21 protein-coding genes and 1 pseudogene are annotated in these 23,201 nt (G+C 69.0%); 6 read left to right on the forward strand and 16 right to left on the reverse strand.

The annotated features are described in order from the left end of the window. Positions 1-48: 48 nt before the first annotated feature. Positions 49-888, forward strand: a complete 840-nt coding sequence (locus ASG69_RS10340) for an alpha/beta fold hydrolase (RefSeq protein ID WP_056444562.1) — start codon at positions 49-51, stop codon at positions 886-888. A 2-nt stretch (positions 889-890) separates the two neighbouring features. Here the strand turns inward: ASG69_RS10340 and ASG69_RS10345 are convergent, their stop codons facing one another. Further along, on the reverse strand, positions 891-1,649 hold the full coding sequence (locus ASG69_RS10345; protein WP_056444564.1) for a maleylpyruvate isomerase family mycothiol-dependent enzyme: 759 nt from the start codon (positions 1,647-1,649) through the stop codon (positions 891-893). Beyond that, positions 1,646-2,770, reverse strand: coding sequence for a M24 family metallopeptidase (locus tag ASG69_RS10350; RefSeq protein ID WP_056444568.1), 1,125 nt, complete (start codon positions 2,768-2,770; stop codon positions 1,646-1,648). Before ASG69_RS10350 ends, ASG69_RS10345 begins: the two co-directional genes overlap by 4 nt. Before the next feature lie 42 nt (positions 2,771-2,812). Here ASG69_RS10350 and ASG69_RS10355 point away from each other — a divergent pair, with 42 nt between their 5' ends. Further along, positions 2,813-3,775 (forward strand): 5'-3' exonuclease, encoded by a 963-nt coding sequence (locus ASG69_RS10355; RefSeq protein WP_027505368.1) that lies wholly within the window; start codon positions 2,813-2,815, stop codon positions 3,773-3,775. Between the two features lies 1 nt (position 3,776). On the opposite strand, the gene ASG69_RS10360 is transcribed toward ASG69_RS10355, so the two are convergent. The 7 genes from ASG69_RS10360 to pafA all read right to left on the reverse strand — a co-directional run bounded on the left by ASG69_RS10360 (position 3,777) and on the right by pafA (position 12,298). Further along, entirely contained in the window at positions 3,777-4,472 is a 696-nt protein-coding gene (locus ASG69_RS10360; protein ID WP_056445151.1) for a DUF4333 domain-containing protein, read from the reverse strand. A gap of 49 nt (positions 4,473-4,521) precedes the next feature. Continuing rightward, positions 4,522-7,251 carry a DEAD/DEAH box helicase gene (locus ASG69_RS10365; RefSeq protein WP_056445154.1) on the reverse strand — a complete coding sequence of 910 codons (2,730 nt, stop codon included), beginning with the start codon at positions 7,249-7,251 and terminating at the stop codon, positions 4,522-4,524. A gap of 106 nt (positions 7,252-7,357) precedes the next feature. Then, positions 7,358-8,299 (reverse strand): twin-arginine translocase subunit TatC, encoded by a 942-nt coding sequence (gene tatC, locus ASG69_RS10370; protein WP_056444573.1) that lies wholly within the window; start codon positions 8,297-8,299, stop codon positions 7,358-7,360. A 155-nt stretch (positions 8,300-8,454) separates the two neighbouring features. Next, a complete protein-coding gene (gene tatA, locus ASG69_RS10375) occupies positions 8,455-8,730 on the reverse strand; it encodes a Sec-independent protein translocase subunit TatA (RefSeq protein WP_027505364.1) in 276 nt (91 codons plus the stop codon). Positions 8,731-8,870: 140 nt separating this feature from the next. Continuing rightward, positions 8,871-9,833: a helix-turn-helix transcriptional regulator gene (locus tag ASG69_RS10380; RefSeq protein WP_056444576.1), complete on the reverse strand. Its 963-nt coding sequence runs from the start codon at positions 9,831-9,833 to the stop codon at positions 8,871-8,873. Next, positions 9,830-10,846, reverse strand: coding sequence for a helix-turn-helix transcriptional regulator (locus ASG69_RS10385; RefSeq protein WP_056444580.1), 1,017 nt, complete (start codon positions 10,844-10,846; stop codon positions 9,830-9,832). Before ASG69_RS10385 ends, ASG69_RS10380 begins: the two co-directional genes overlap by 4 nt. Positions 10,847-10,939: 93 nt before the next feature. Then, positions 10,940-12,298 (reverse strand): Pup--protein ligase, encoded by a 1,359-nt coding sequence (gene pafA, locus ASG69_RS10390; protein ID WP_197027762.1) that lies wholly within the window; start codon positions 12,296-12,298, stop codon positions 10,940-10,942. 71 nt (positions 12,299-12,369) lie between these two features. Between pafA and ASG69_RS10395 the strand changes: the two genes are divergently transcribed. Further along, positions 12,370-13,854 (forward strand): bifunctional phosphatase PAP2/diacylglycerol kinase family protein, encoded by a 1,485-nt coding sequence (locus ASG69_RS10395; RefSeq protein WP_235578916.1) that lies wholly within the window; start codon positions 12,370-12,372, stop codon positions 13,852-13,854. A gap of 22 nt (positions 13,855-13,876) precedes the next feature. Here ASG69_RS10395 and prcA read toward each other — a convergent pair whose 3' ends face one another. From prcA to dop, 4 genes are all read right to left on the reverse strand, one after another. Beyond that, complete coding sequence (gene prcA, locus ASG69_RS10400; protein WP_027505359.1) at positions 13,877-14,629, reverse strand: proteasome subunit alpha; 753 nt, start codon at positions 14,627-14,629, stop codon at positions 13,877-13,879. After that, positions 14,626-15,504 (reverse strand): proteasome subunit beta, encoded by an 879-nt coding sequence (gene prcB / locus ASG69_RS10405; protein WP_027505358.1) that lies wholly within the window; start codon positions 15,502-15,504, stop codon positions 14,626-14,628. The genes prcA and prcB overlap by 4 nt, the downstream gene beginning before the upstream one ends. Then, positions 15,501-15,692 carry a ubiquitin-like protein Pup gene (locus ASG69_RS10410; RefSeq protein ID WP_027505357.1) on the reverse strand — a complete coding sequence of 64 codons (192 nt, stop codon included), beginning with the start codon at positions 15,690-15,692 and terminating at the stop codon, positions 15,501-15,503. The genes prcB and ASG69_RS10410 overlap by 4 nt, the downstream gene beginning before the upstream one ends. Positions 15,693-15,808: 116 nt before the next feature. Next, positions 15,809-17,308, reverse strand: coding sequence for a depupylase/deamidase Dop (dop, locus tag ASG69_RS10415; protein WP_027505356.1), 1,500 nt, complete (start codon positions 17,306-17,308; stop codon positions 15,809-15,811). A gap of 57 nt (positions 17,309-17,365) precedes the next feature. Between dop and ASG69_RS10420 the strand changes: the two genes are divergently transcribed. Then, on the forward strand, positions 17,366-17,896 hold the full coding sequence (locus tag ASG69_RS10420; RefSeq protein WP_056444586.1) for an NUDIX hydrolase: 531 nt from the start codon (positions 17,366-17,368) through the stop codon (positions 17,894-17,896). On the opposite strand, the gene arc is transcribed toward ASG69_RS10420, so the two are convergent. Beyond that, positions 17,884-19,677 (reverse strand): proteasome ATPase, encoded by a 1,794-nt coding sequence (arc, locus tag ASG69_RS10425; protein WP_027505354.1) that lies wholly within the window; start codon positions 19,675-19,677, stop codon positions 17,884-17,886. The two genes, ASG69_RS10420 and arc, sit on opposite strands and share 13 nt — an antisense overlap. Positions 19,678-19,815: 138 nt before the next feature. Then, complete coding sequence (locus tag ASG69_RS10430; protein ID WP_027505353.1) at positions 19,816-20,697, reverse strand: tRNA (adenine-N1)-methyltransferase; 882 nt, start codon at positions 20,695-20,697, stop codon at positions 19,816-19,818. 128 nt (positions 20,698-20,825) lie between these two features. Between ASG69_RS10430 and ASG69_RS10435 the strand changes: the two genes are divergently transcribed. Beyond that, complete coding sequence (locus tag ASG69_RS10435) at positions 20,826-21,701, forward strand: RecB family exonuclease (RefSeq protein ID WP_027505352.1); 876 nt, start codon at positions 20,826-20,828, stop codon at positions 21,699-21,701. After that, positions 21,698-22,501, forward strand: coding sequence for a thioesterase family protein (locus ASG69_RS10440; RefSeq protein ID WP_056445157.1), 804 nt, complete (start codon positions 21,698-21,700; stop codon positions 22,499-22,501). Before ASG69_RS10435 ends, ASG69_RS10440 begins: the two co-directional genes overlap by 4 nt. Before the next feature lie 15 nt (positions 22,502-22,516). On the opposite strand, the pseudogene ASG69_RS23040 reads toward ASG69_RS10440, so the two are convergent. Further along, a pseudogene (locus tag ASG69_RS23040) lies at positions 22,517-23,201 on the reverse strand (FAD-binding oxidoreductase); the annotation flags it as partial.

Consider the following 23,201-nt stretch of genomic DNA (forward strand, 5'->3'; position numbering starts at 1 on the left):
ACGCTCGTTCTCCACGAGAGACATTCCCGTCGAAAGGTCGCGCACGCCATGGGACACATCACTGTCGGACACGAGAACAGCACCCCGGTCGACGTCTACTACGAGGATCACGGCAGTGGACAGCCCGTCGTCCTCATTCACGGATATCCGCTCGACGGACACTCGTGGGAGCGCCAGACCGCGGCTCTGCTCGACGCCGGCCACCGCGTCGTGACGTACGACCGTCGAGGCTTCGGACAGTCGAGCAAGCCCACGTCCGGGTACGACTACGACACCTTCGCCTCGGACCTGAACGAGGTGCTCGAAGCGCTGGATCTGCGCGACGTGATTCTCGTCGGATTCTCCATGGGTACCGGTGAACTGGCGCGGTATGCCTCGCGATACGGGACCGACCGTGTGGCGAAATTCGCCTTCCTCGCGTCGCTCGAGCCGTTCCTCCTGCAGACCGACGACAACCCGACGGGTGTGCCGCAGTCGGTGTTCGACAGCATCGAAGCCGCCGCACGCGGAGACCGCTTCGCCTGGTTCGACGCGTTCTACAAGGACTTCTACAACCTGGACGACACGCTCGGCACGCGCATCAGCGAGGCCGCCGTCCGCAACAGCTGGAATGTCGCGGCGGCGAGTGCGCCGATCGCCGCGTACGCGGTGGTTCCGACGTGGCTCACCGACTTCCGCGCGGACGTACAAACCGTCCGGGAGTCGGGCAAGCCCACGCTGATCCTGCACGGCACCGCGGACAACATCCTGCCGATCGATTCGACGGGTCGCCCGTTCCACGACGCCTTCCCCGAGGCCACCTACATCGAGGTGGAGGGCGCGCCCCACGGTCTCCTGTGGACCCACTACCAGGAGGTCAACACGGCGCTGCTCGACTTCCTCGAGTGACGTCAGAAGCGGGACGCGTCGAGCAGTGACTCCGCGACCGAAGTGTCACCGAAGACGGTGAGCACGTCGAGTGGTCGACGACGGCAGAGCACCAGCAGCAGGTGCTCTGCCGTACCCCGCAGTGCCACATCGGCTTTCCCGTGCCCGCGCGCACTGGCGAGGACGTCGGCCCCGAGCGTGAACGTCCACTCCAGGTCGTCCACGTCCGTTCCGTGCACGTGCACGGTGCGCCCGATCGACTCGGGCGTCAGACGGTCGAGGAGCAGTCGGTGCGGATACTGCACCTCCGTCAGCTCGGCCACGGCGTCCGCGGCGGCGTCGGGATCGAGCGCCTCGGGCGCCACTCCCCCGGCGGCGCGCACGGCGTCGGCGGCGTCGATGCGATGCACGGCGACCTCGTGTGCCTGCCGTCGGAGCCACCACGCGGCCGTGCGCGCGCCGACGAACGTCTCCACGACCGCCTCGGGATCCGTCGACTCGAACGTGGCGACCATCGCCTCCAGCGACGATCGGTACGCGGGGAGACTGTCCGGGCCCTTGGGTAACGATTCGACCTGCTGCTTCGCCACCGCGCCCGTGTCCGCACCCGGGCCCGCCAGGATCACCGCGTTCGCCCACCGGTGGACCTTGCCCGTGTGTCGGACCACGTGCTCGAGCGTCCATCCCGGCACGGTGGGTACCGGCGCCGTCAGCGCATCGACAGGCATCGACGCGAGGCGGTCGCCCTCGCGTCGCAGTGTGGCGAGGAGGTCGAGGCTCATCGCACCGGAAGCACGGTCAGGCCGTGCGGCCGCGTGTTGACCGACTCGCACCCCTCCGGAGTCACGATGACGATGTCCTCGATGCGGGCGCCCCACTCGCCGGTGAAGTACACCCCCGGCTCGATGCTGAACGCCATCCCCACCTCGAGCGGAATGTCGTTGCCCGCCACGATGTACGGCTCCTCGTGCACCGAGAGGCCGATGCCGTGCCCGGTGCGGTGCACGAAGACGTCGCCGTAGCCGGCGTCGACCAGGATGTCGCGTGCGGCGGCGTCGATCGCCTCCGCGGTGACTCCGGGACGTACTGCATCGACAGCTGCCTGCTGCGCGCGCTCGAGGACCGCCACGGTCGCAGCGACCGAGTCCGACGGCTCACCGATGCTGTAGGTCCGGGTGGAGTCCGAGTTGTAGCCCGGCTCGACGGGGCCACCGATGTCGATGACGACGACGTCGCCCTCCTCGATGACGCGCTCGGACACCTCGTGGTGCGGGTCGGCGCCGTGCGGGCCCGAGCCGACGATGACGAACGCCGCCTCCGTGTGCCCCTCCTCGAGAATCGCGGCCGAGATGTCGGCAGCGACCTGAGCCTCGGTGCGCCCGGCCGCGAGGAACTCGCCCATGCGCGCGTGGACGCGGTCGATGGCGGCGCCCGCCGTGCGCAACGCGCCGATCTCCGCGTCGTCCTTGGTCATCCGGAGCTCGCGCAGGACCGCCGTCGCCAGGACGGGCATCGCGCCGAGCGCCTCGGTCAGCGGAACGAGATGCAGGGCGGGCATGGCGTCGGTGACAGCGGTCCGGGCCGGGCCGGGAAGCAGCGCCGCGACTGCCTGATGCGGATTCACGCCGTCGACCCAGTCCCGCAGCTCGATTCCCAGGTCGGCCGCGGCCGAGTCCTTCAACGCCGCCAATTCGATGCGAGGCACCACCACCGACGCGGCCGTGCCGTCCGCCGGGACGACGAGGCAGGTCAGACGCTCGAACGACCCGGCGCGCGAGCCGAGCAGATAGCGCAGGTCGGGTCCGGGCGTGATCAACAGCGCGTCGAGACCGGCCTCGGCGGCGAGAGCCGCCGCTCGGTCGAGGCGGGTGCGATACACGGAGGAGGGAAACCGAGACGTCATGACGCCAGGCTATCGACTCCGGTGCCGCCTACATGCGGCAGGATGTGGCGCATGACGGCCGAGAGCAGAGACACGGTACTTCTCCTCGATGCGGCGAGCCTGTGGTTCCGGGCCTTCCACGCGTTGCCCGAATCGATCACGGCGCCCGACGGTCGGCCGGTGAACGCGGTGCGTGGTTTCACCGACATGGTCGCGTCCCTCATCACGCGGACGGGTGCGTCCCGACTGGCCGTCTGCCTCGACCTCGACTGGCGTCCCACCTTCCGGGTCGATCTGGTGCCGTCCTACAAGGCGCATCGGGTGCTCACCGAGTCCGCTGCGGGCCCGGACGCGGAGGAGGCACCCGACGCACTGGGTCCGCAGGTGAACCTGATCCTGGAGATCCTCGAGGCCGCGGGCATCGCGACGGCCGGAGCGGAGGGTCTCGAGGCGGACGACGTGTTGGGAACCCTCGCCGCCACCGAGCGCGACGGCACCGTGGTGGTGGTCAGCGGAGACCGCGACCTGTTGCAGGTCGTCTCCGACGATCCGGTTCCGGTGCGTGTGCTCTACGCGGGACGCGGACTGGCGAAAGCCGAGCTGTTCGGCCCGGCAGAAGTGGCCGAGAAGTACGGGGTGCCCGCGGACCGACCCGGGCCGGGCTACGCGGAACTCGCACTGCTGCGCGGTGATTCGTCCGACGGACTGCCCGGGGTGAAGGGCGTCGGGGAGAAGACCGCGGCGTCCCTCATGCAGAAGTTCGGCTCCCTCGAGGCGTTGCTCGCCGCCGCCGACTCGGGCGACCCCGAGATGTCGGCCGGGGTGCGCGCGAAGATCCAGAGCTCCCGCGACTACATCGACGCTGCACTCCCGGTGGTACGGGTGGTGACCGATGCGGACATCATCTGGTCGCGCCCCGACGTGCTGCCGCACGAGCCCGTCGATCCGGAACGCCTCGCGGCGCTCGCCGAGGAACTCGGCGTGCAGAACTCCGTCGGCCGCCTTCTCACCGCGATGGCGCGGTGAGCTACTGGGGCCGGCCGACCTCGTAGGTGCCCTGGTCGTCCTTGACGGTCACCGTCACCGAGCGCGCCTCACCGTCCACCGTCAGGTCGCAGGAGAAGGTCGTGTTCGCCTCCACCTTCTGGCCCGACGGGCAGGACACCGCGGAGACGTCGATCGCGCCGTAGGACTCCGTCACGATCTTGGCCACCCCGCTTTGCACCGCGGAGTTGTCCAGGGTGTCGCCGCCCAGCGACGTGGCCGCATAGATCCCACCCGCCACGACGATCGCGGCGATGACGACGCCGCCCACGATGAACGGCACCTTCGACTGCTTCTGCGCCGGCGCGGCGTTCCACTGCTGGTTGCCCTGCGGGTAACCCGGCTGTCCGTAGGGCTGCTGGCCGTACTGGGGCTGCTGGCCGTAGGGCTGTTGGCCGTAAGGCTGCTGGCCGTACTGGGGCTGCTGGCCGTAAGGCTGTTGGCCGTACTGGGGCTGCTGGCCGTAAGGCTGCTGCCCGTACTGGGGTTGCTGACCGTAGGCCTGCTGGTCGTAGCCCGGCTGCTGACCATAGGGCTGTTGACCATAGGGCTGCTGACCGTAGGGCTGTTGACCGTAGGCCTGCTGGTCGTAGCCCGGCTGCTGTCCGCTCGGGTACTGGCTGGTGGGCGTGTCCTCACCGGCCGAGGAACGGTCGTCGGGGTTGTACGGGCCGCTCATCATCGCCTCCGGTGGGTGCCTGTGGTGACTGCTGTGACTGTGGAGACCATCATGCGGCATCGACGGCGACGACTCCGCGCCGTATCGCCGAGATCGCCTTCGTGGCGGTCGCGGTGACCTCGTCGTCGGGGGACGCCGAGCGGATCTGGTCGAGCAGATCGATGACCTGGCGGCACCACCGTACGAAGTCCCCGCCGGACAGGGCGCGGCCGTGCTGACCCGCGGCGAACAGCACGTCCTCGAGCGACTCCTTGCGAGCCCACTTGTAGACGGCCACCGCGAACCCGGTGTCGGGTTCCCGCGTCGGAGGCAGCTTCAGTCGGATCTCGTCCGCGCGGAGCTCGTGCCACGCGGCGACGGTGCGGGTCAACGCGTGTCGGATGTTCCCGGTCGGACCCTGCTCCGCGCTCTCACCCTCCTGGCGCGACTCGTACACGACGGTCGAGACCACGGCGGCGAGCTCGGCCGGCCCGAGGCCGCGCCAGATTCCCTCGGCGAGGCACTCCGCGACCAGCAGGTCCGATTCCGAGTACAGACGTCCGAGCTTGGCTCCACGGTCGGTGACCGCGACCTCGCCGTCAGGACCGGCGGCCAGATAGCCGCGCTCGGTGAGCAGCGCCAGGATGCGATCGAAGGTACGGGCCAACGAGTTGGTGGTCGCGGCGACCTTCTGCTTCATCGCATCGGTGTCACGTTCGAGCCGGCTGTACTTCTCGGCCAGCCGGGCGAGGTGCTCACGATCCGGCCAGGTGTGGCACGGATGCGAGCGGACGGCGCGGCGCAGCACTCCGAGCTCGCGATCGTCGCCTGCCGACGACTGCCGACGCCGACCGCGTCCCGGCGCGCTGATCCCCGTTCCCCGGAGCGCGGACGCCAGATCACGACGGGTCTGCGCCGTGCGGTGATCGACGTGGCGGGGAAGGCGCATGTGGCCGAGAGCCGACACCGGTGTGGGGAAGTCCGCCGACGACACGCGCCCCGCCCACTTGTCCTCGGTGAGCACCAGCGGCCGCGGGTCCACCGAGTTCGCGTCGGTCTCCAGGACGACAGCCAGTCCCGAGCGTCGACCGGACGGGATGGAGATGACGTCGCCGCGCCGCAGCGACACCAGCGACGTGACGGCATCGTTGCGACGATCCGTGCGGCCCTGACGCTCGAGCTCGCGTTCGCGCTCCTTGAGGCGCGCGCGCAGGGCGGTGTACTCGACGTAGGGCGAGTCCTCGCCGCCCAACTTGCCGAGCAACTCGCGCCGAGCCACGGCGTTCTTCTCGATACCGCGCACCAACCCGACGACGGACGCATCGGCCTGGTACTGCGCGAACGACCGCTCGAGCAGCATCCGGGACGCGTCGACACCCATCCGGTCGACCAGGTTCACCGCCATGTTGTACGACGGGCGGAACGAACTCCGCAGAGGGAACGTACGGGTGGAGGCCAACCCGGCCACCTCGGTCGGCTCGACACCCGACTGCCACAGCACCACCGCATGACCCTCGACGTCGATACCGCGACGACCGGCGCGGCCGGTGAGTTGCGTGTACTCCCCCGCCGACAGGTTGGCGTGCGCCTCACCGTTGAACTTCACGAGGCGCTCGAGCACCACCGTCCGCGCCGGCATGTTGATGCCGAGGGCGAGGGTCTCCGTCGCGAAGACCGCGCGGACCAGACCGCGGACGAACAGTTCCTCGACGGTGTGCCGGAACACCGGCAGCATCCCTGCGTGATGCGCGGCGATGCCCCGCTCGAGGGCGTCGCGCCACTCCCAGTAGCCGAGCACCTCGAGGTCGCTGCGCGGGATCTCGGCGGTGTGGCGTTCGACGACCTCGGTGATCTCGCGCGCCTGCTCCTCGGAGGTCAGCCGCAGTCCCGATCGAAGACACTGATCGACGGCGCCGTCGCACCCGGCGCGGCTGAAGATGAACGTGATGGCGGGAAGCAACCCCTCCTCGTCGAGGAGCTTGATGACGTCGGGCCGCGGGATCGGACGAGATTCCGGCCGGCCGGGGCGGCCACCGGACCGACCCGACCGCGGGCCACGGCCGCGTGGGGCCTCCCAGGCGCCCATGCGCTCGGCCTGCACTCGTTCCTTGACGTACCGGACGAGGTTCTTGTCCACGACCACGCCGCCCGGAGCACCGTTGTTCGCCTCGACGTCGAAGAGGTCGAACAGGCGGCGACCGACGAGGATGTGCTGCCACAGCGGAACCGGGCGGGTCTCGTCGACGACGACGGTGGTGTTGCCCCGCACCGTCTCCATCCAGGCGCCGAACTCCTCGGCGTTGCTCACCGTCGCCGACAGGCTGACGAGCCGGACGTCCTCGGACAGGTGCAGGATGACCTCCTCCCACACGGCGCCGCGGAACCGGTCTGCGAGGTAGTGCACCTCGTCCATCACCACGTGCGAGAGTCCGCGCAGCGCAGGCGATTCCGCGTACAGCATGTTGCGGAGCACCTCGGTGGTCATGATGACGATCGGTGCGTCCGAGTTGATGCTCTGGTCACCGGTCAGCAGGCCGACGTAGCCCTTGCCGTAGCGCGCGACGAGCTCGGCGTACTTCTGGTTGCTCAGTGCCTTGATGGGGGTGGTGTAGAAACACTTCGCGCCGCTGGTGAGTGCGAGGTGGACGGCGAACTCGCCGACGACGGTCTTGCCGGCTCCGGTCGGCGCGCACACCAGTACGCCGTGCCCGTCCTCGAGGGCCGAGCACGCACGGATCTGGAAGGGATCGAGCGGGAACGGAAGCGACGCCGCGAACTCGGTCAGCTTCGGCCCGTCCACGAGTCGAGTCCGGATGTCGCCGGTGTTCTGCTGCCCGCTGTGATTGGCCACGACTCCAGATTAGAGGGTGTCCGCCGATGGGGGTCACTCAGACAGCGTGGGCAACTCAGAGAGTGTCGGAGTAGTCGGCGTCGGCGTCGTGACGCACCGGGACGGGCCTGCCGACCGGGGCGGCCGAGGTGTCGAGAGGCGACGCCTCGTCATCGGAGACGTTCCCCCACTCCTCGGTCTCGCGCCGTGCGCGCCGTCGATCGTTGACGCGCGCGATCTGGATGGCGAACTCGACGAGGATGCTCAGCGCGAGCGCCAGCGCGGTCATCGAGAAGGGGTCACCGCCGGGCGTGACGACGGCGGCGAAGGCGAACATCGCGAAGATGAGCCCGCGACGCCAGCCGCGGAGCTTCTCGTACTTCAGGACGCCGACGGCGTTGAGCGCGACGATCAAAAGCGGGATCTCGAAGCTGACGCCGAAGATGACGAGCAGGTTGATGACGAAGCCGAAGTACTCGGCGCCACTGAGAGCGGTGACCTGGACGTTGTCGCCGATGGTCAGCAGGAAGTGCAGGGCCTTCGCGACGACGATGTAGGCGAGGACGGCGCCGGAGACGAAGAGCACGGCCGCCGCCGTGACGAACGAGATGGCGTAGCGCCGTTCCTGGCGGTAGAGGCCGGGCGTGATGAACGCCCACACCTGATAGAGCCAGATCGGGCAGGCGAGCACGACGCCCGCGGTGATGGCCACCTTGAACCGGAGCATGAACTGCTCGAACGGTCCGGTGGCGAGCAGCCGACACGTGCCGTCGTCGGTGAGCTCGGCACGACTCTCGGACGGGAGCGAGCAGTACGGCCCGCGGAGCAGGTCACCGAGCGACTCGATGCCCAGCAGCGAGTGCGAGTACCAGAAGAACCCCACGATCGTGGTGAGGACGATGGCCAGCATCGACCACAGCAGACGCGTGCGGAGCTCGTAGAGATGCTCCACCAACGACATGGTGCCGTCGGGATTGACGCGACGCCTGCGCTGTCGCGGATCGAACGGTATGCGCACGGTGACTCTTCGCCTGTCGACTGCGGTGCCTGGACTGAAGACTGTGGTTCGCGGTGACGGGTGCCGAGGTGCGCACGCCGCAGCGGGCGCGAACCTCGGTCACCACCCACGAAACGGCCGAGGCGACATCGCCCCGACCGTGGTGCCTGCGAGTGTCAGGCCGAGCGCGGGTGCTGCTCGTGCGTCGGTTCGGTCGACGCGACGGTCGGGGTGACCGTGTTCGGGGACGGCAACTGCGACTGCGGTGCCGGCGCCGTGTTCGTGGTGGTGTCCGGCTTCTTGCCGTCGTTCTGCATCTCCTGCACTTCACTCTTGAAGATGCGCATCGAGCGTCCCAGGCCACGTGCGGCCTCGGGCAGCTTCTTCGATCCGAACAGCAGTACGAGCACGACGATCAGGACGATCCAGTGCCAGGGTTGTAACGCACCCATGAAAACCTCCCAGTTTCGGTGGATTCGATGCTACCGGACCCGAGGGCTCCCACCCGGTGTCCGGTGGACCCGCGTACCGACCGTTCGCCGAGAGTTCACCGGACGAGTCCTGCATGTCCGGACGACTCGAGATGGGCCGGTCACGCTCCCGAGACGGCGCGATAGACGTCGAGGGCGTCGCGCGACCGAGCGGTGACCTCACGAACCAGTGCGGGCGGTCCGAGCACCCGCACTCCCGACCCCAGACCCAGCGCCAGACGGCTCATCCAGTCGAGCGTCGCGAATCGCATCGAGACCTCGATCGAGCCGTCGTCGTGCGCAGCGGTCTGCGTCATGGGGTAGTAGTCCAGAATCCACACGTGGTCGGGTGCGATGACGAGCCGTGCGAGCGGCAGTGACGGATCGTCGTGGAAGAGATCGAGTGCGTCCCCACCGGTCCGGGCCTGCTCGGGCGGTGCGGACGGCTCGTCCAGCTCGGTCGCGGCATCGATGCGGTCCAGCCGGAACAGCCGGACGCCCTCCGCGTCGCGGCACCAGGCCTGCAGGTAGCTCTGATCATCGACGAGGACGATGCGCAACGGATCGACGGTGCGTTCGGACACCACGTCCCGCGATGCCGAGTAGTAGGTGATGTGCAGCGCGCGACCGCGGGCGAGCGCCCCACGGACGGTCGTGACACTGGGACTCTCCTGCGGCTCGGGCGTGTCGTCCGGCCCCTCGGCCGCCGCGACACCCGCCGCGGCCTCGATCTTCGCGATGGCGCGGTACGCCGCGGACGGGTCCACCATGCCGGGCATCTCGACGAGTGACCGCAGCGCGATGAGCAGCGCGGTCGCTTCCGTTGACGTCAGACGCAGCGGCCTGTCGATACCTGCGGAGAACGTGACCTCGATGCTGTCCTCGGAGAACGACAGATCGATGAGATCGCCCGGACCGTATCCGGGCAGTCCGCACATCCACAGCTGGTTCAGGTCGTCCATCAGCTGTTTGGTCGTGACCCCGAGCTCGGCCGCGGCGTCGGCCGCGCTGATACCCGGATTGGCGATGAAGTACGGCACGAGGTTGAGCAGCCGGGCCAGCCGCGAGGAAAGGCGAACGCTCATGAGCTGCTCCCGGGCGAGATGGCGTCGGTCGGCGCGCGGTGCGCGCTCACGGACAGGGTGCCGACGACGATGTCGCGGAGTTCGGTCGGCGACAGCACGATCGCGTCGGCGCCGTGGCCGGCGACCACCCGGGCGATCCACTCCCACGACCGCACCGGGATGCGGACCACGGAACCGCGTCGCCCCACGAGATCACGTGTCTCCACCTCGGTGCCGAGACGGCGCAGCTCGAGTCCGCGTCCCTCCGACACCCAGACGTCGGCGCTGCCCGCCACGTCACCGCTCGCGGCGGCGCGGGCCACGATGACACCGAGATCGACATCGTCGGGCTTGCGCACCGATCCCGCCGGTCCGAAGGCCACGACGTCGTCCCCGATCCGTGACAGGCGGAAGGTACGGACGGCGTCGCGCTCGGTGTCGTGCCCGACGAGGTACCACCGTCCGGAGTGGGTGACCACTCCCCACGGCTCGACGGTGCGCACTCGGAAGGGGGCGGCCGGGGTGGAGCGGTGCGAGAACCGCACGGACCGGCCGGCGTCGATAGCGGCGAGCAGCTTGCCCAGCGCGGGCTCGGAACCTCGACTGCGGGACGGAACGGCGGTCACGGCGGCCGGCGAGTTCTCGGTGTCCACCTGCACGCCCGCGGCGCGCAACTTCAACATCGCGCTCTGAGCGGCGGAGGTGAGCTCGGGCGACTCCCAGAGTTGGACGGCCACGGCGACCGCAGCGGCCTCGTCGCTGGCCAGGTCGACGTCGGGGAGTTCGTACCGATCGCGGTTGATGCGGTACCCCTCGACCGTCGAGAAGCGCGAGATCTGACCGGTCTCGAGCGGGACGCCGAGATCACGCAGCTCGTTCTTGTCGCGCTCGAACATGCGACTGAAGGCCTCGTCGCTCGCCGAGTCCTCGTATCCGGCGACGGACTCGCGGATGCGCTCGGCGGTCAGGTACTGCCGTGTCGAGAGCAGGCAGATGACGAGGTTCATCAACCGCTCGACTTTGGAGATCGCCACCGACCCAGCCTAGTGGCTGAGCATCTCCCCACCCGTGCGCATCGCCGGGGTGGGGAGGACGGGACTCCTGTGGAGAAGGAGGACCGTCGGCCTCTACATCGACGCGATCAGGCGCTCCACGCGCTCGTCGACCGAGCGGAACGGGTCCTTGCACAGCACCGTGCGCTGAGCCTGGTCGTTGAGCTTGAGATGCACCCAGTCGACGGTGAAGTCGCGTCCCGCCTCCTGTGCGGCGCTGATGAACTCACCACGCAGCTTCGCGCGTGTCGTCTGCGGCGGCGTGTTCACCGCCTCGTCGATCTGGTCGTCCTCGGTGACGCGCTTGACCAGTCCCTTGCGCTGCAGCACGTCGAAGACGCCGCGGCCGCGCTTGATGTCGTGATAGGCCAAGTCCAGCTGGGCGATCTTCGGGTCGGACAGGTCCATCGAGTACCTGTCCTGATAGCGATCGAACAGCTTGCGCTTGATCACCCAGTCGATCTCGGTGTCCACCTTGGCGAAGTCCTGCGCCTCGACGGCGTCGAGGGTGCGGCCCCACAGGTCGACGACCTGCTCGATCTGCGCGTCCGGCTCGCGGTTGCGCAGGTGCTCGACGGCGCGGGCGTGGTACTCGCGCTGGATCTCGAGTGCACTGGCCTGGCGTCCCCCCGCGAGACGGACGGGGCGCCGCCCCGTCGAGTCGTGGGACACCTCGCGGATGGCGCGAATCGGGTTGTCCAGGGCGAAGTCTCGGAACGAGACGCCCGCCTCGATCATCTCCAGGACGAGCGCTGCGGTGCCGACCTTGAGCATGGTCGTCGGCTCGGCCATGTTGGAGTCGCCGACTATGACGTGCAGACGACGGTACTTCTCGGCGTCGGCATGCGGTTCGTCACGCGTGTTGATGATGGGTCGTGAGCGGGTGGTCGCGGACGACACGCCCTCCCAGATGTGCTCGGCGCGCTGCGAGAGGCAGAACGTGGCGGCCTTCGGCGTCTGCAGGATCTTGCCCGCGCCGCAGATGAGCTGGCGGGTGACCAGGAACGGCAACAGCACGTCGGAGATGCGGGAGAACTCGCCGGCGCGCACCACGAGGTAGTTCTCGTGGCAGCCGTAGGAGTTGCCCGCGGAGTCGGTGTTGTTCTTGAACAGGTAGATGTCGCCGCCGATGCCCTCCTCGACGAGACGCTGCTCGGCGTCGATGAGCAGGTCCTCGAGAACACGCTCGCCGGCGCGGTCGTGCGTGACCAGCTGCAGAAGGCTGTCGCACTCGGCAGTGGCGTACTCGGGATGGGAGCCGACGTCCAGGTAGAGCCGCGCACCGTTGCGCAGGAACACGTTGGAGCTGCGTCCCCACGACACGACACGCCGGAACAGATACCGGGCCACCTCGTCCGGGCTGAGTCGACGGTGCCCGTGGAACGTGCACGTCACACCGAACTCGGTCTCGATCCCCATGATTCGTCGCTGCACACTTCGACAGTACAACGGCATCGACCGCGGCATCGGCTACCCGAGCCCGTGGCAGCCGTAGTGTGGCGCAGGTGAATCCCCGATCGCTGCGCGGCCGCACCCGTTCCGTCGATCTGGCGCTGGTGAAGGCCAGTTTCGCGTCGCGACCGTCGGGGTTGGACCCCGCGCTGCGCACGCTCACCGGGCTCGCCGATCACAGTGTTCTGTGGGCGATCGTGGCGTCGGCGCTCGCCGCGTCCGGCGGCCCCCGACGACGAGGTGCCGTACGCGGCATGCTCGCGGTCGTGGGTGCCAGCTCGCTCGCGAACGGGGTGCTCAAGCCGCTGCTCCCCCGCGATCGTCCACCGGCCGCGTCGGTCCCCGCGCTCCGGCGGATCATGACCCCACCCGTGTCGTCGTCGTTCCCGTCGGGTCACGCCGCCTCCGCCGCGGCGTTCGCGACGGGCGTGGCGCTCGAGGCTCCGCTCGCCGGTCTCCTCGTCGCCCCGCTGGCCGCGACCGTCGCGTACTCGCGAGTGCACGTCGGTGTGCACTGGCCGTCGGACGTGGTGGTGGGCGCGGCGCTCGGGGTCGCGGTCGCGCTGTCGACCCGCCGCTGGTGGGCCGTGCGCTCCACCGAGTCGGCCGAGTTGGGCCCCGCGGGGCCGGCGCCCGCCCTGCACGAGGGTGAGGGAATGCTCGTGCTGGTCAATCCGGGCGCGGGCACCCACAATTCGGAAGTCGTCGCCGACGTGGCGAAGGCCCTGCCGAGGGCGCGGTTCCTCGAGCCGGACGCCGACGACGACTTCACCGCCCAGTTCGTCCGCGCCGCAGGATCGGACGTGCTCGCGCTCGGAGTCTGCGGAGGGGACGGCACGGTGGCCGCTGCCGTCGCGGCCGCGGTGCGGACGGGGCTTCCTCTCGCGGTGTTCCCCGGCGGCACGCTGAACCACTTCGCACGGGACGTCGGCGCGGTGGAGGTGTCGGTCACCGCGGACGCCGTCACTCGCGGCGCGTCCAGCCGGGTGGATCTCGGCGGTGTGAGCATCGACGGCGGTGAGGAGATCCTCTTCGTCAACACCGCCAGCATCGGGGGCTACCCGGATTCGGTTCGGCTGCGGGACAAGTGGAGCTCACGCATCGGGAAGTGGCCCGCGGCCGCGGCCGCGATGGTGGCCGTCCTGGCGGTGGCCGAGCCGATGCACGTGGAGATCGACGGGCGCCGCGACTCGGTGTGGATGATGTTCGTCGGCAACGGCACCTACACGCCGGGTGATCAGGTGCCCATGTCGCGGCCGTCGATCGCGAGCGGTGTGCTGGACGTGCGGTTCCTGCGCGCGCACATGCGGCTCTCGCGTACCCGCCTCGCGCTCGCCGCGATGACCGGGACTCTCGGCACGTCGCCCACCTACCGCCATCTGCGGGTGCCGGCGGTCTCGGTGCGCAACCTGCAGACCACGGTCGCGGTGGCGGTGGACGGGGAGGTGGCGGGCGAGGGCCGGGCCTTCGACTACCGGGCCCGGCCCTCGCTGCTCACGCTGTACGGAACGGGCACCGCCGACGCGCCGCGCGCGTGACGGGTGCTTCGTAGCCGGTCGGTCAGGTGCCCGCAGGTTCCGAACCGGGGGGCAACAGTCCCTGGAGCGCCGCTCCGGAGATCCGCCGGAACGCACGCCTCGGCCGCGTCTGTTCGAGAACGGCCACTTCGAGGCTCGTGACCTCGAGGACGCGCTTCTCCGCGGGCTCGCTCGCGGCACCGTTGGTCGGCGGCGTCGACGTGGAGTCCTGGAGCGCACCGACTGCCAGCGCGACCGCCGCGTCGAGATCGAGCCCCGAGCGGTACTTCTCGCGCAGGACCGTCGAGATCGGTTCGGTGGCACCGCCCATGACCACGAAGTCGACCTCGTCGACGATCGAGCCGTCGTACGTGATGCGGTAGAGCTGGGACCGGGGGCTCTCGTCGACGGCACCGACCTCGGCCACGCAGATCTCCACCTCGTACGGCTTGAGCTGCTCGGTGAAGATGGTGCCGAGCGTCTGCGCGTACGCCTTGGCCAACGATCGTCCGGTGACGTCCGCACGGTCGTAGGTGTAGCCCTTGGTGTCGGCGTGCACGATGCCGGCGCGGCGTAGATTCTCGAACTCGTTGTACTTGCCCACCGCGGCGAAGCCGAGGCGGTCGTACAGCTCGCTCACCTTGTGCAGTGCGGAGGACCGGTTCTCGGCGACGAAGAGCACGCCGTCCGCGTAGGTCAGCACGACCACGCTGCGACCGCGTGCGATTCCCTTGCGCGCCAGTTCCGAACGATCGCGCATGATCTGTTCGGCGGACGCGTAGTACGGCATCGTCATCGGCGCGCACCCCCTTCTTCCGATCGGTCCTGCAGTACCGCACGGGCCAGAGCCTCGATGCGGTCCGATCCCACCAGGTTCGCTCCCCCGGCACCGATGGCCACCGCCGTCGGGTAAATGCCGCGGGTCAGATCCGGTCCGCCGGTCGCCGAATCGTCGTCGGCAGCGTCATACAGCGATTCGACCGCGACGCGCAGTGCCTCGTCCTCGGTCATGTCCTCGCGGTAGAGCTTCTTCATCGCCGACTTCGCGAACAGCGATCCCGATCCCACCGCGTGGTAGCCGGACCGTTCCTCGTAGCGGCCACCGACCACGTCGTAGGAGACGATGCGCCCCGCATGGCGGGCGTCGGCGGCGTCGAGGTCGTAGCCGACGAGCAGCGGAACCACAGCCAGACCTTGCATGGCCGCACCGAGATTGGCCCGCACCATGGAGGACAGCTTGTTGGCCTTGCCGTTGAAGGTGAGGGAGACGCCCTCGATCTTCTCGTAGTGCTCGAGTTCGACCGCGAACAGCCGCACCAGCTCGATCGCCATGCCGGCGGTTCCCGCGATGCCGGCGGCCGAGTAGTCGTCCGTGACGTACACCTTGTCGACGTCGCGACTGGCGATGAGGTTGCCCATCGTCGCGCGGCGATCACCCGCGAGGATGACGCCGCCGTCGAAGGTGACGGCCACGATGGTGGTGCCGTGCGGTGCGATGTCGGACTGCATCGTCGCCTCCGGGGACAGAGCGAGATCCGCACGAAAACGGTTCTCGGGCAACAGGTGCGGTGCGTAGGCCCGCAGGTGTTCACTGAAGGAGGAGAACGGCGACCCGTAGCGCAGGGTGGTGTCGCTCTCGTGGGGACGGGGAACGGAGTTCGCGTCCGTCACTGGCCGCCCTTTTGCACGTAGGCGCGGACGAAGTCCTCCGCGTTCTCCTCGAGCACGTCGTCGATCTCGTCGAGGAGATCGTCGGTCTCCTCGGCGAGCTTCTCGCGTCGTTCCTGACCCGATGCGCCCTCGGCCGAACCGTCGTCGTCATCGCCACCGCCGGAGCGTGTGGTCTGCTCTTGTGCCATAGCCGACCTCCTCGTCACGAACCGCGTGTTCTCTCGACACGCAGCGAAACTTCACCCTACCGAGCATGCGCCGTCACAGGGTGACAACCCACCGTACGTCCGGCACGGGCGGACCGTCAGGTGGTGAGCTGGTCCACCAGTTCTGCGGCCGAGTCCACCGATTCGAGCAGAGCACCGACGTGGGCCTTGCTCCCCCGCAGTGGCTCGAGGGTGGGGATACGCACCAGCGAGTCTCCACCGAGGTCGAAGATGACCGAGTCCCAGCTCGCGGCCGCGATGTCGCGGCCGAACTTGCGGAGGCACTCGCCGCGGAAGTACGCGCGGGTGTCGGTCGGGGGGTTCGAGACGGCGTCCATGACGTCCTGCTCGGAGACCAGCCGTTCCATCGATCCGCGCGCGACGAGCCGGTTGTAGAGACCCTTGTCGAGGCGGACGTCCGAGTACTGCAGGTCCACGAGGTGCAGTCGCGGCGCCGACCAGCCGAGTCCCTCGCGGTTGCGGAACCCTTCGAGCAGCCGCAGTTTCGCCGGCCAGTCGAGGAGGGACGCGCAGTCCATCGGGTCGCGCTCGAGCTTGTCGAGGATCATCGCCCACTTCTCGACCACGTCGGCGGCGCGCGGATCCTTCTCGCCCTGTGCGTCGAGATGCGCGGAGACGCGCTCGAGGTAGATGCGCTGCAGTGCCAACGCCGTCAGCTCGCGACCGTCCGCGAGCGCGACCGTGCGGCGCAGCGTCGGGTCGTGACTGATCTGGTGCACCGCCGTCACCGGACGGGCCAGCTGCAGATCGGACAGGTCCACGCCGGCCTCGACGATGTCGAGCACCAGGGCCGTCGTTCCGACCTTGAGATAGGTCGCCATCTCGGCGAGGTTGGCGTCACCGATGATCACGTGCAGGCGCCGGTACTTGTCGGCGTCGGCGTGCGGCTCGTCGCGGGTGTTGATGATGCCGCGCTTGAGCGTCGTCTCGAGGCCCACTTCGACCTCGATGTAGTCGGCGCGCTGCGAGAGTTGGAATCCGGGCTCGTCCCCGGACTGACCGATGCCGACGCGGCCCGAGCCGGTGAACACCTGGCGGGAGGCGAAGAACGGCGAGAGCCCGGCGATGATCGCGGAGAACGGGGTCTCGCGAGACATCAGGTAGTTCTCGTGGGTGCCGTAGGACGCGCCCTTGCCGTCGACGTTGTTCTTGTACAACTGCAGGCGCGGGGCGCCGGGCACGCTCGAGGCATGGCGCGCAGCCGCTTCCATGACGCGCTCCCCCGCCTTGTCCCAGATGACGGCGTCGAGCGGATCGCGCACCTCCGGTGCGGAGTACTCCGGGTGGGCGTGGTCGACGTAGAGACGCGCGCCGTTGGTGAGGATCATGTTGGCCGCGCCGACCTCGTCGGCGTCGATGATCGGCGCCGGGCCACTGAACCGGCCCAGGTCGAACCCGCGTGCGTCACGCAGCGGCGATTCCACCTCGTAGTCCCAGCGCGTCCGCTTGGCCCGCGGCACACCCGCCGCGGCGGCGTACGCCAGCACCGCCTGGGTGGACGTCAGGATCGGATTGGCGGAAGGCTCGGTAGGAGAGGAAATTCCGTACTCGACCTCGATGCCGATGATGCGCTGCATGCTCTCGACCCTAGGCTATCGACCCTGTGACCCCTGATCGAGTGGGAGCGGTGACGCATGCCTGACGACGAGATCGTGGCCGTGTACGACGAGCGTGGCCACGTGGTGGGCGAAGCGCCGCGCACCGAGGTGTACGAGCGCGGCCTGTGGCACGCGAGTGCCGGCGTGCTGGTGCGATCCACCGACGGGTCACGCGTGTACGTCCACCGCCGCACGACGACCAAGTCGGTGTTCGCGGGAATGCACGACGTTCTGGCCGGTGGGGTCGTCGATGCCGGGGAGGACCCTCGACAGACCGCCTCGCGAGAACTCGCCGAGGAACTCGGCGTCGTAGCGGACGTGACGGGCGACCCGGTGGTCGGCCGCTGGACAGGACGATCCGGCGCTGCGACGGTGCGCTGCCACCTGTTCGCGTACGAGGTGCGTCACGACGGGCCGATGCACCACCAGCCGTCCGAGATCGCGGACGGCTGGTGGTGGTCGGACGTCGAGGTGCTGACACACCTGGACGATCCCGCGTGGCCCTTCGTTCCGGACACCCGCGTGATCGTCTCGGCGCTGCTACAGGTGGGCGGTCAGAGGTACTGACCCGTGTTCGACTCGGTGTCGATCGAGCGGCTCGCACTGGCGTTCTTACCGGTGACGAGCGTGCGGATGTAGACGATCCGCTCACCCTTCTTGCCCGAGATGCGCGCCCAGTCATCGGGATTGGTGGTGTTGGGCAGATCTTCGTTCTCGGCGAACTCGTCGACGATGGAGTCGAAGAGGTGTCCGACGCGCAGACCCGGTGTCCCGGTGTCGAGCACCGACTTGATGGCGTACTTCTTCGCGCGGTCGACGATGTTCTGGATCATCGCGCCCGAGTTGAAGTCCTTGAAGTACAGGACCTCCTTGTCACCGTTGGCGTAGGTGACCTCGAGGAATCGGTTGTCGTCGCTCTCCGCGTACATGCGCTCGACGACGCGTTCGATCATGCCGCGGATGCAGGCAGCGCGATCGCCGCCGAACTCCGCGAGATCGTCGGCGTTGACGGGCAGCGAGTCGTCGAGGTACTTCGAGAAGATGTCGAGCGCGGACTCGGCGTCCGGGCGCTCGATCTTGATCTTCACGTCCAGACGGCCCGGGCGCAGAATGGCCGGGTCGATCATGTCCTCGCGGTTGGACGCACCGATCACGATGACGTTCTCGAGGCCCTCGACACCGTCGATCTCGGCCAGCAGCTGAGGGACGACGGTGGTCTCCACGTCGGACGAGACGCCCGACCCACGTGTACGGAAGATGGAGTCCATCTCGTCGAAGAACACGATGACGGGAGTGCCCTCGGACGCCTTTTCGCGAGCTCGCTGGAAGATCAACCGGATGTGGCGCTCGGTCTCACCGACGAACTTGTTGAGCAGCTCGGGGCCCTTGATGTTGAGGAAGTAGGACTTCGCGTCGCGTGCGTCCTGCCCCCGTGCCTCGGCGATCTTCTTCGCCAGTGAGTTGGCGACCGCCTTGGCGATGAGTGTCTTGCCGCACCCGGGAGGCCCGTAAAGCAACACACCCTTGGGCGGGCGCAGCGAGTACTCACGGAACAGATCCTTGTGCAGGAAGGGCAGTTCCACGGCGTCGCGGATCTGCTCGATCTGCCGCCCGAGGCCGCCGATGTCCTCGTAGCCGACGTCGGGGACCTCCTCGAGCACGAGGTCCTCGACCTCGGCCTTGGGAATGCGCTCGAAGGCGTAGCCGGCCTTGGTGTCGACCAGCAACGAGTCGCCGGGGCGCAGGCGGCGCGACGGCCCGTCCGGATCCTCCGGTGCCTCGTCGTCGGCCATCTCCTGCAGCGGAGTCGCCAACCACACGACACGTTCCTCGTCGGCGTGGCCGACGACAAGGGCGCGCTTGCCGTCCTCGAGGATCTCGCGAAGGGAGCTGATCTCGCCGACGCGTTCGAATTCACACGCCTCGACGATGGTGAGGGCCTCGTTCAGACGCACGGTCTGGCCGGGCCGGAGTGCGGTGGCGTCGACGTTCGGCGAGCACGTCAGGCGCATCTTGCGGCCCGAGGTGAACACGTCCACCGTCGCGTCGTCGTAGGTGTGCACCAGGACGCCGTAACCGCTGGGCGGTGCGCCGAGCCGGTCGACCTCCTCGCGCAGGGCGATGAGCTGCTGGCGCGCCTCCTTGAGCGTCTCCATCAGCTTCGTGTTGCGCGTGGAGAGCGAGTCGACCCGCGACTCGAGATCACGCACGTCGGTGTTACGGGTGTCCGCCGACGGCGCACCCCCACGGGAAGCGTCGAGTTGTCGGCGCAGGACGGTGGCCTCGGCTCGCAGGGCATCGAGTTCGGCCAGGACTGCGGACTGGTCCGGGTTGTCTGTAGGGCTCATGCAGGACTCCTCCCAAAGCGATTTCTCAACGCTACCGGGCGAAACGCAAACGTGTGTGACGACCGTGGTCAGACACTGTCACCGACCACCGACAGACAGCGGACGAACGGCACACGGTCGGTGCATGAACCCCCGGTGTCAGGCGGGTTCGGTGGGGGTCTTGCCGGCCCGTCGCTGCGGTTTCGGGGTGACGGTGCCCTCGGCCAGACGACGCGCACTGACCAGGAACGCGGTGTGCCCCTGCATGCGGTGCTCGGGTCGCACTGCCAGCCCGACGACGTGCCACCCGCGCACGATCGACTCCCACGACCGCGGCTCGGTCCAGCACTCCTGCGCACGCAGGGCCTCGACGACCTTGGACAACTGCGTGACGGTGGCCACGTAGACGATCAGCACGCCGCCCGGAACCAGCGCACCGGCGACGGCGTCGAGTGCGTCCCACGGCGCCAGCATGTCCAGCACCACCCGGTCGACCATGCCCTCGTGACGCGCGACGTCGAACGCGGCGACGTCGTCGATCACCAGGTCCCAGTTCTCCGGCCGCTCGCCGAAGAAGGTCTCCACGTTGCGCACCGCGTGCACGGCGTGGTCCTCGCGCACCTCGTAGGAGATGACGCGCCCCTGCGGACCGACGGCACGCAGCAGCGAACACGTCAGGGCGCCGGAACCGGCACCCGCCTCGAGCACGCGGGCACCCGGGAAGACGTCGCCCTCGTGCACGATCTGGGCGGCGTCCTTGGGGTAGATGACCTGCGCGCCGCGCGGCATCGACAGCACGTAGTCGACGAGGAGCGGGCGTAGAGCGAGATACGGGGTGCCGTTCGTCGACTTCACGACGCTGCCCTCGTCGACACCGATCAGATCGTCGTGGCGGATCCCGCCGCGGTGGGTGTGGAACTCCTTGGCCGCGTCGAGCACCACCGTGTAGTGCCGCCCCTTGGCGTCGGTGAGCTGCACGCGATCACCGACGCGGAACGGTCCGCTCGCGCGCGCAGACGTGTCGGTGTCGGTCGGTTCCACGGGTGGTCCTCTTTCCGGTGCACTCTGGTCCCGCCCACGAAGCGGGGCGCTCTCGGGGCGCGACGCGCCCCGGGGAACTGTAGGGCAGATACCGGATCGTGTCGGTGAGCGGGCATAGTGTCGGCGCCGTGAGCATCTCGACCGAAGACCCCGTCGTCACCGACGTCGCCGCGGCGGCACCCGACCGTCCTCGCCGTCGTCCCGCGTTGTCGCCCTCGCGCGCAGCGGATTACAAGCAGTGCCCCCTGCTCTACCGGTTCCGGGCCATCGACCGCCTGCCCGCACCGCCGTCGAAGGCGCAGTTGCGCGGCACCCTCGTGCACTCCGCCCTCGAGTCGCTCTACGCGTTGCCCGCGGCGGACCGGGTCTCGACGCGGGCCGGCACCCTCGTGCAGGAGGAATGGGACGCCATGGTCGTGTCGCACGAGTACGCGGCCGATCTCGTCGAGGAGCACGAGCGCGAGAAGTTCGTCGCCGAGGCGCAGTCGCTCGTGGCGTCCTACTACTCGCTCGAGGACCCCACACGGTTCGACCCCGAGTCGTGCGAGCAGCTCGTCGAGACCGAACTGGACGACGGCGTGCTGTTGCGCGGCTACATCGACCGCATCGACGTCGCGCCCACCGGGCAGCTGCGCGTCGTCGACTACAAGACGGGCAAGGCGCCGCGCGAGATCGCCGAGGCCAAGGCGTTGTTCCAGATGAAGTTCTACGCGGTGGTGCTGATGCGCACGCGCGGCATCGTTCCCGCGCAGCTGCGCCTGCTGTTCCTGAAGGACAGCCAGATTCTCACCTACGCCCCGGACGAGGACGAGCTCCGCCGGTTCGAACGGACGCTGTCCGCCATCTGGACGGCCATCCGGTCCGCCGGCGAGACGGGCGACTTCCGCCCCAAGCCCGGAAAGCTGTGTGGGTGGTGCGACTTCCAGGCCCTGTGCCCGTCCTTCGGCGGCACTCCGCCCGAGTACCCGGGGTGGCCGAGCGAGCCGACGGAGGTCACGGCGTGAGCGAGGATGCACTCTTCGTCCGTGTCGAGGGAACCGATCGCTATCGCGCCACGCGGCTCACCACGAGTGTGTGGGCGGAGACCATGCAACACGGCGCTCCCCCGTCGGCGCTGCTCGCGCGAGCACTGGAGCAGTGTTCGCCGGTGCCGGGCACCCGGCTCGCGCGGGTGACGATGGAGATCCTCGGGCCGGTGCCCGTCGGAGAACTCACCGTGCAGGCCCGTGTGGAACGCCCCGGTCGACGGGTCGCCATGCTGTCGGCCGACCTCGTCGCGGATCTGCCCGACGGGTCGACCAGGGCGGTCGCGCGTGCCACGGCCTGGCGCGTGGCGATGACCGACACCTCGGCGGCCGGGCAGACTCTCGATCCACCGTTGGTGCCCGGTCCGGACGAGTCCGAGGCCGGGTGGGCATTTCCGGACCACTGGCACGGCGGGTTCCTCGACAGTCTCGAGTTCCGGGGCGCCCGCCCGGTGACGGCGTCGGAGCCCGGCCGGGTGTGGGCACGTCCGAGGTATCCCGTGGTGGCCGGCGAGCAGACGTCGCCGATCGTCGGACTGTTCGCCGTGGCGGACATCGCCAATGGCGTCGCGGCGCTTCTCGATCCGACGGAGTGGACGTTCCTCAACACCGATCTGACGGTGCAGATCGTGCGCGAACCCGTCGGCGAATGGGTGGGTGTGCAGGCCCGCACCGCGATCGGCGACGACGGCATCGGGCTGTGCACCTCGACGTTGTACGACGCGACGGGGTCGGTGGGCCGCACGTTCCAGACACTCGAGGTGCGCGCTCGCGCCTGACGTCTCCACACCGGATCAGCCGAGCCGGACCACCTGTCCGACGCGGAAGATCCCCGCGGGATCGTGCTGTTCGGCCAGGGCTCCGAGCCAGGCCCGGGTGTCCTCGTCGTAGACCCGTGCGAGGTGAGCGGGGTCGTCGGACGCCGCGAAGTTGGGCAACGCGCCACCGGTCGACCACGGTGCCAGAGCCTCCACGACTGCCTCGCCGTGCGCGATCACCGCATCGGCGACGGGAGGCGCCAGCACTCCGATGCACAGGAGGCTGTAGGCGGCCTCGCGATGGCAGTACACGTCGGGATGCGGTCCCGGCCGGCCGAGAGCGCCGCCGAGCAGCCTCAGCTCCACGATCACCTGCGGTGAACTCGACGCGGGGCCGGTCATGACCAACACGGTCGCTGCCGCCTCCTCGTCGAACACGCGGAGCATCGTCGTGGCCTCACGTGTCGGCATCGGATCCACCGGGTCTGCATGCACCGACCCCACCGCCGCGTACGGAATGGTCGTGACCGTGTCGATGACGGTCGGGGCCGCAGCGCGCATCGGTGCGAGAACGTCGGCTGCGATCCCCGGCTCCGCGACCGATGCGAAACGCACCGCGACCACGAACTTCCCGGCCAACGGTTCCGGCACGCCGGGCAGCGGTGGGAGCTGGAGGAACGCGAGCGAGGTGTTGTGCTCCTCGGTCAGCGTGGCGCTCCAC

The sequence above is a fragment of the Rhodococcus sp. Leaf225 genome (genome assembly GCF_001426145.1).
Classification (GTDB): domain Bacteria; phylum Actinomycetota; class Actinomycetes; order Mycobacteriales; family Mycobacteriaceae; genus Rhodococcoides.

Coding starts and splice junctions, on each gene's coding strand:
- tatA (WP_027505364.1), bottom strand. CDS start 8,730: ATGGGTGCGTTACAACCCTGGCACTGGATCGTCCTGATCGTCGTGCTC.
- ASG69_RS10355 (WP_027505368.1), top strand. CDS start 2,813: ATGTGGCGCATGACGGCCGAGAGCAGAGACACGGTACTTCTCCTCGAT.
- ASG69_RS10380 (WP_056444576.1), bottom strand. CDS start 9,833: ATGAGCGTTCGCCTTTCCTCGCGGCTGGCCCGGCTGCTCAACCTCGTG.
- dop (WP_027505356.1), bottom strand. CDS start 17,308: ATGCAGCGCATCATCGGCATCGAGGTCGAGTACGGAATTTCCTCTCCT.
- arc (WP_027505354.1), bottom strand. CDS start 19,677: ATGAGCCCTACAGACAACCCGGACCAGTCCGCAGTCCTGGCCGAACTC.
- ASG69_RS10350 (WP_056444568.1), bottom strand. CDS start 2,770: ATGACGTCTCGGTTTCCCTCCTCCGTGTATCGCACCCGCCTCGACCGA.
- ASG69_RS10340 (WP_056444562.1), top strand. CDS start 49: ATGGGACACATCACTGTCGGACACGAGAACAGCACCCCGGTCGACGTC.
- ASG69_RS10345 (WP_056444564.1), bottom strand. CDS start 1,649: ATGAGCCTCGACCTCCTCGCCACACTGCGACGCGAGGGCGACCGCCTC.
- ASG69_RS10410 (WP_027505357.1), bottom strand. CDS start 15,692: ATGGCACAAGAGCAGACCACACGCTCCGGCGGTGGCGATGACGACGAC.
- ASG69_RS10360 (WP_056445151.1), bottom strand. CDS start 4,472: ATGAGCGGCCCGTACAACCCCGACGACCGTTCCTCGGCCGGTGAGGAC.
- ASG69_RS10420 (WP_056444586.1), top strand. CDS start 17,366: ATGCCTGACGACGAGATCGTGGCCGTGTACGACGAGCGTGGCCACGTG.
- prcA (WP_027505359.1), bottom strand. CDS start 14,629: ATGACGATGCCGTACTACGCGTCCGCCGAACAGATCATGCGCGATCGT.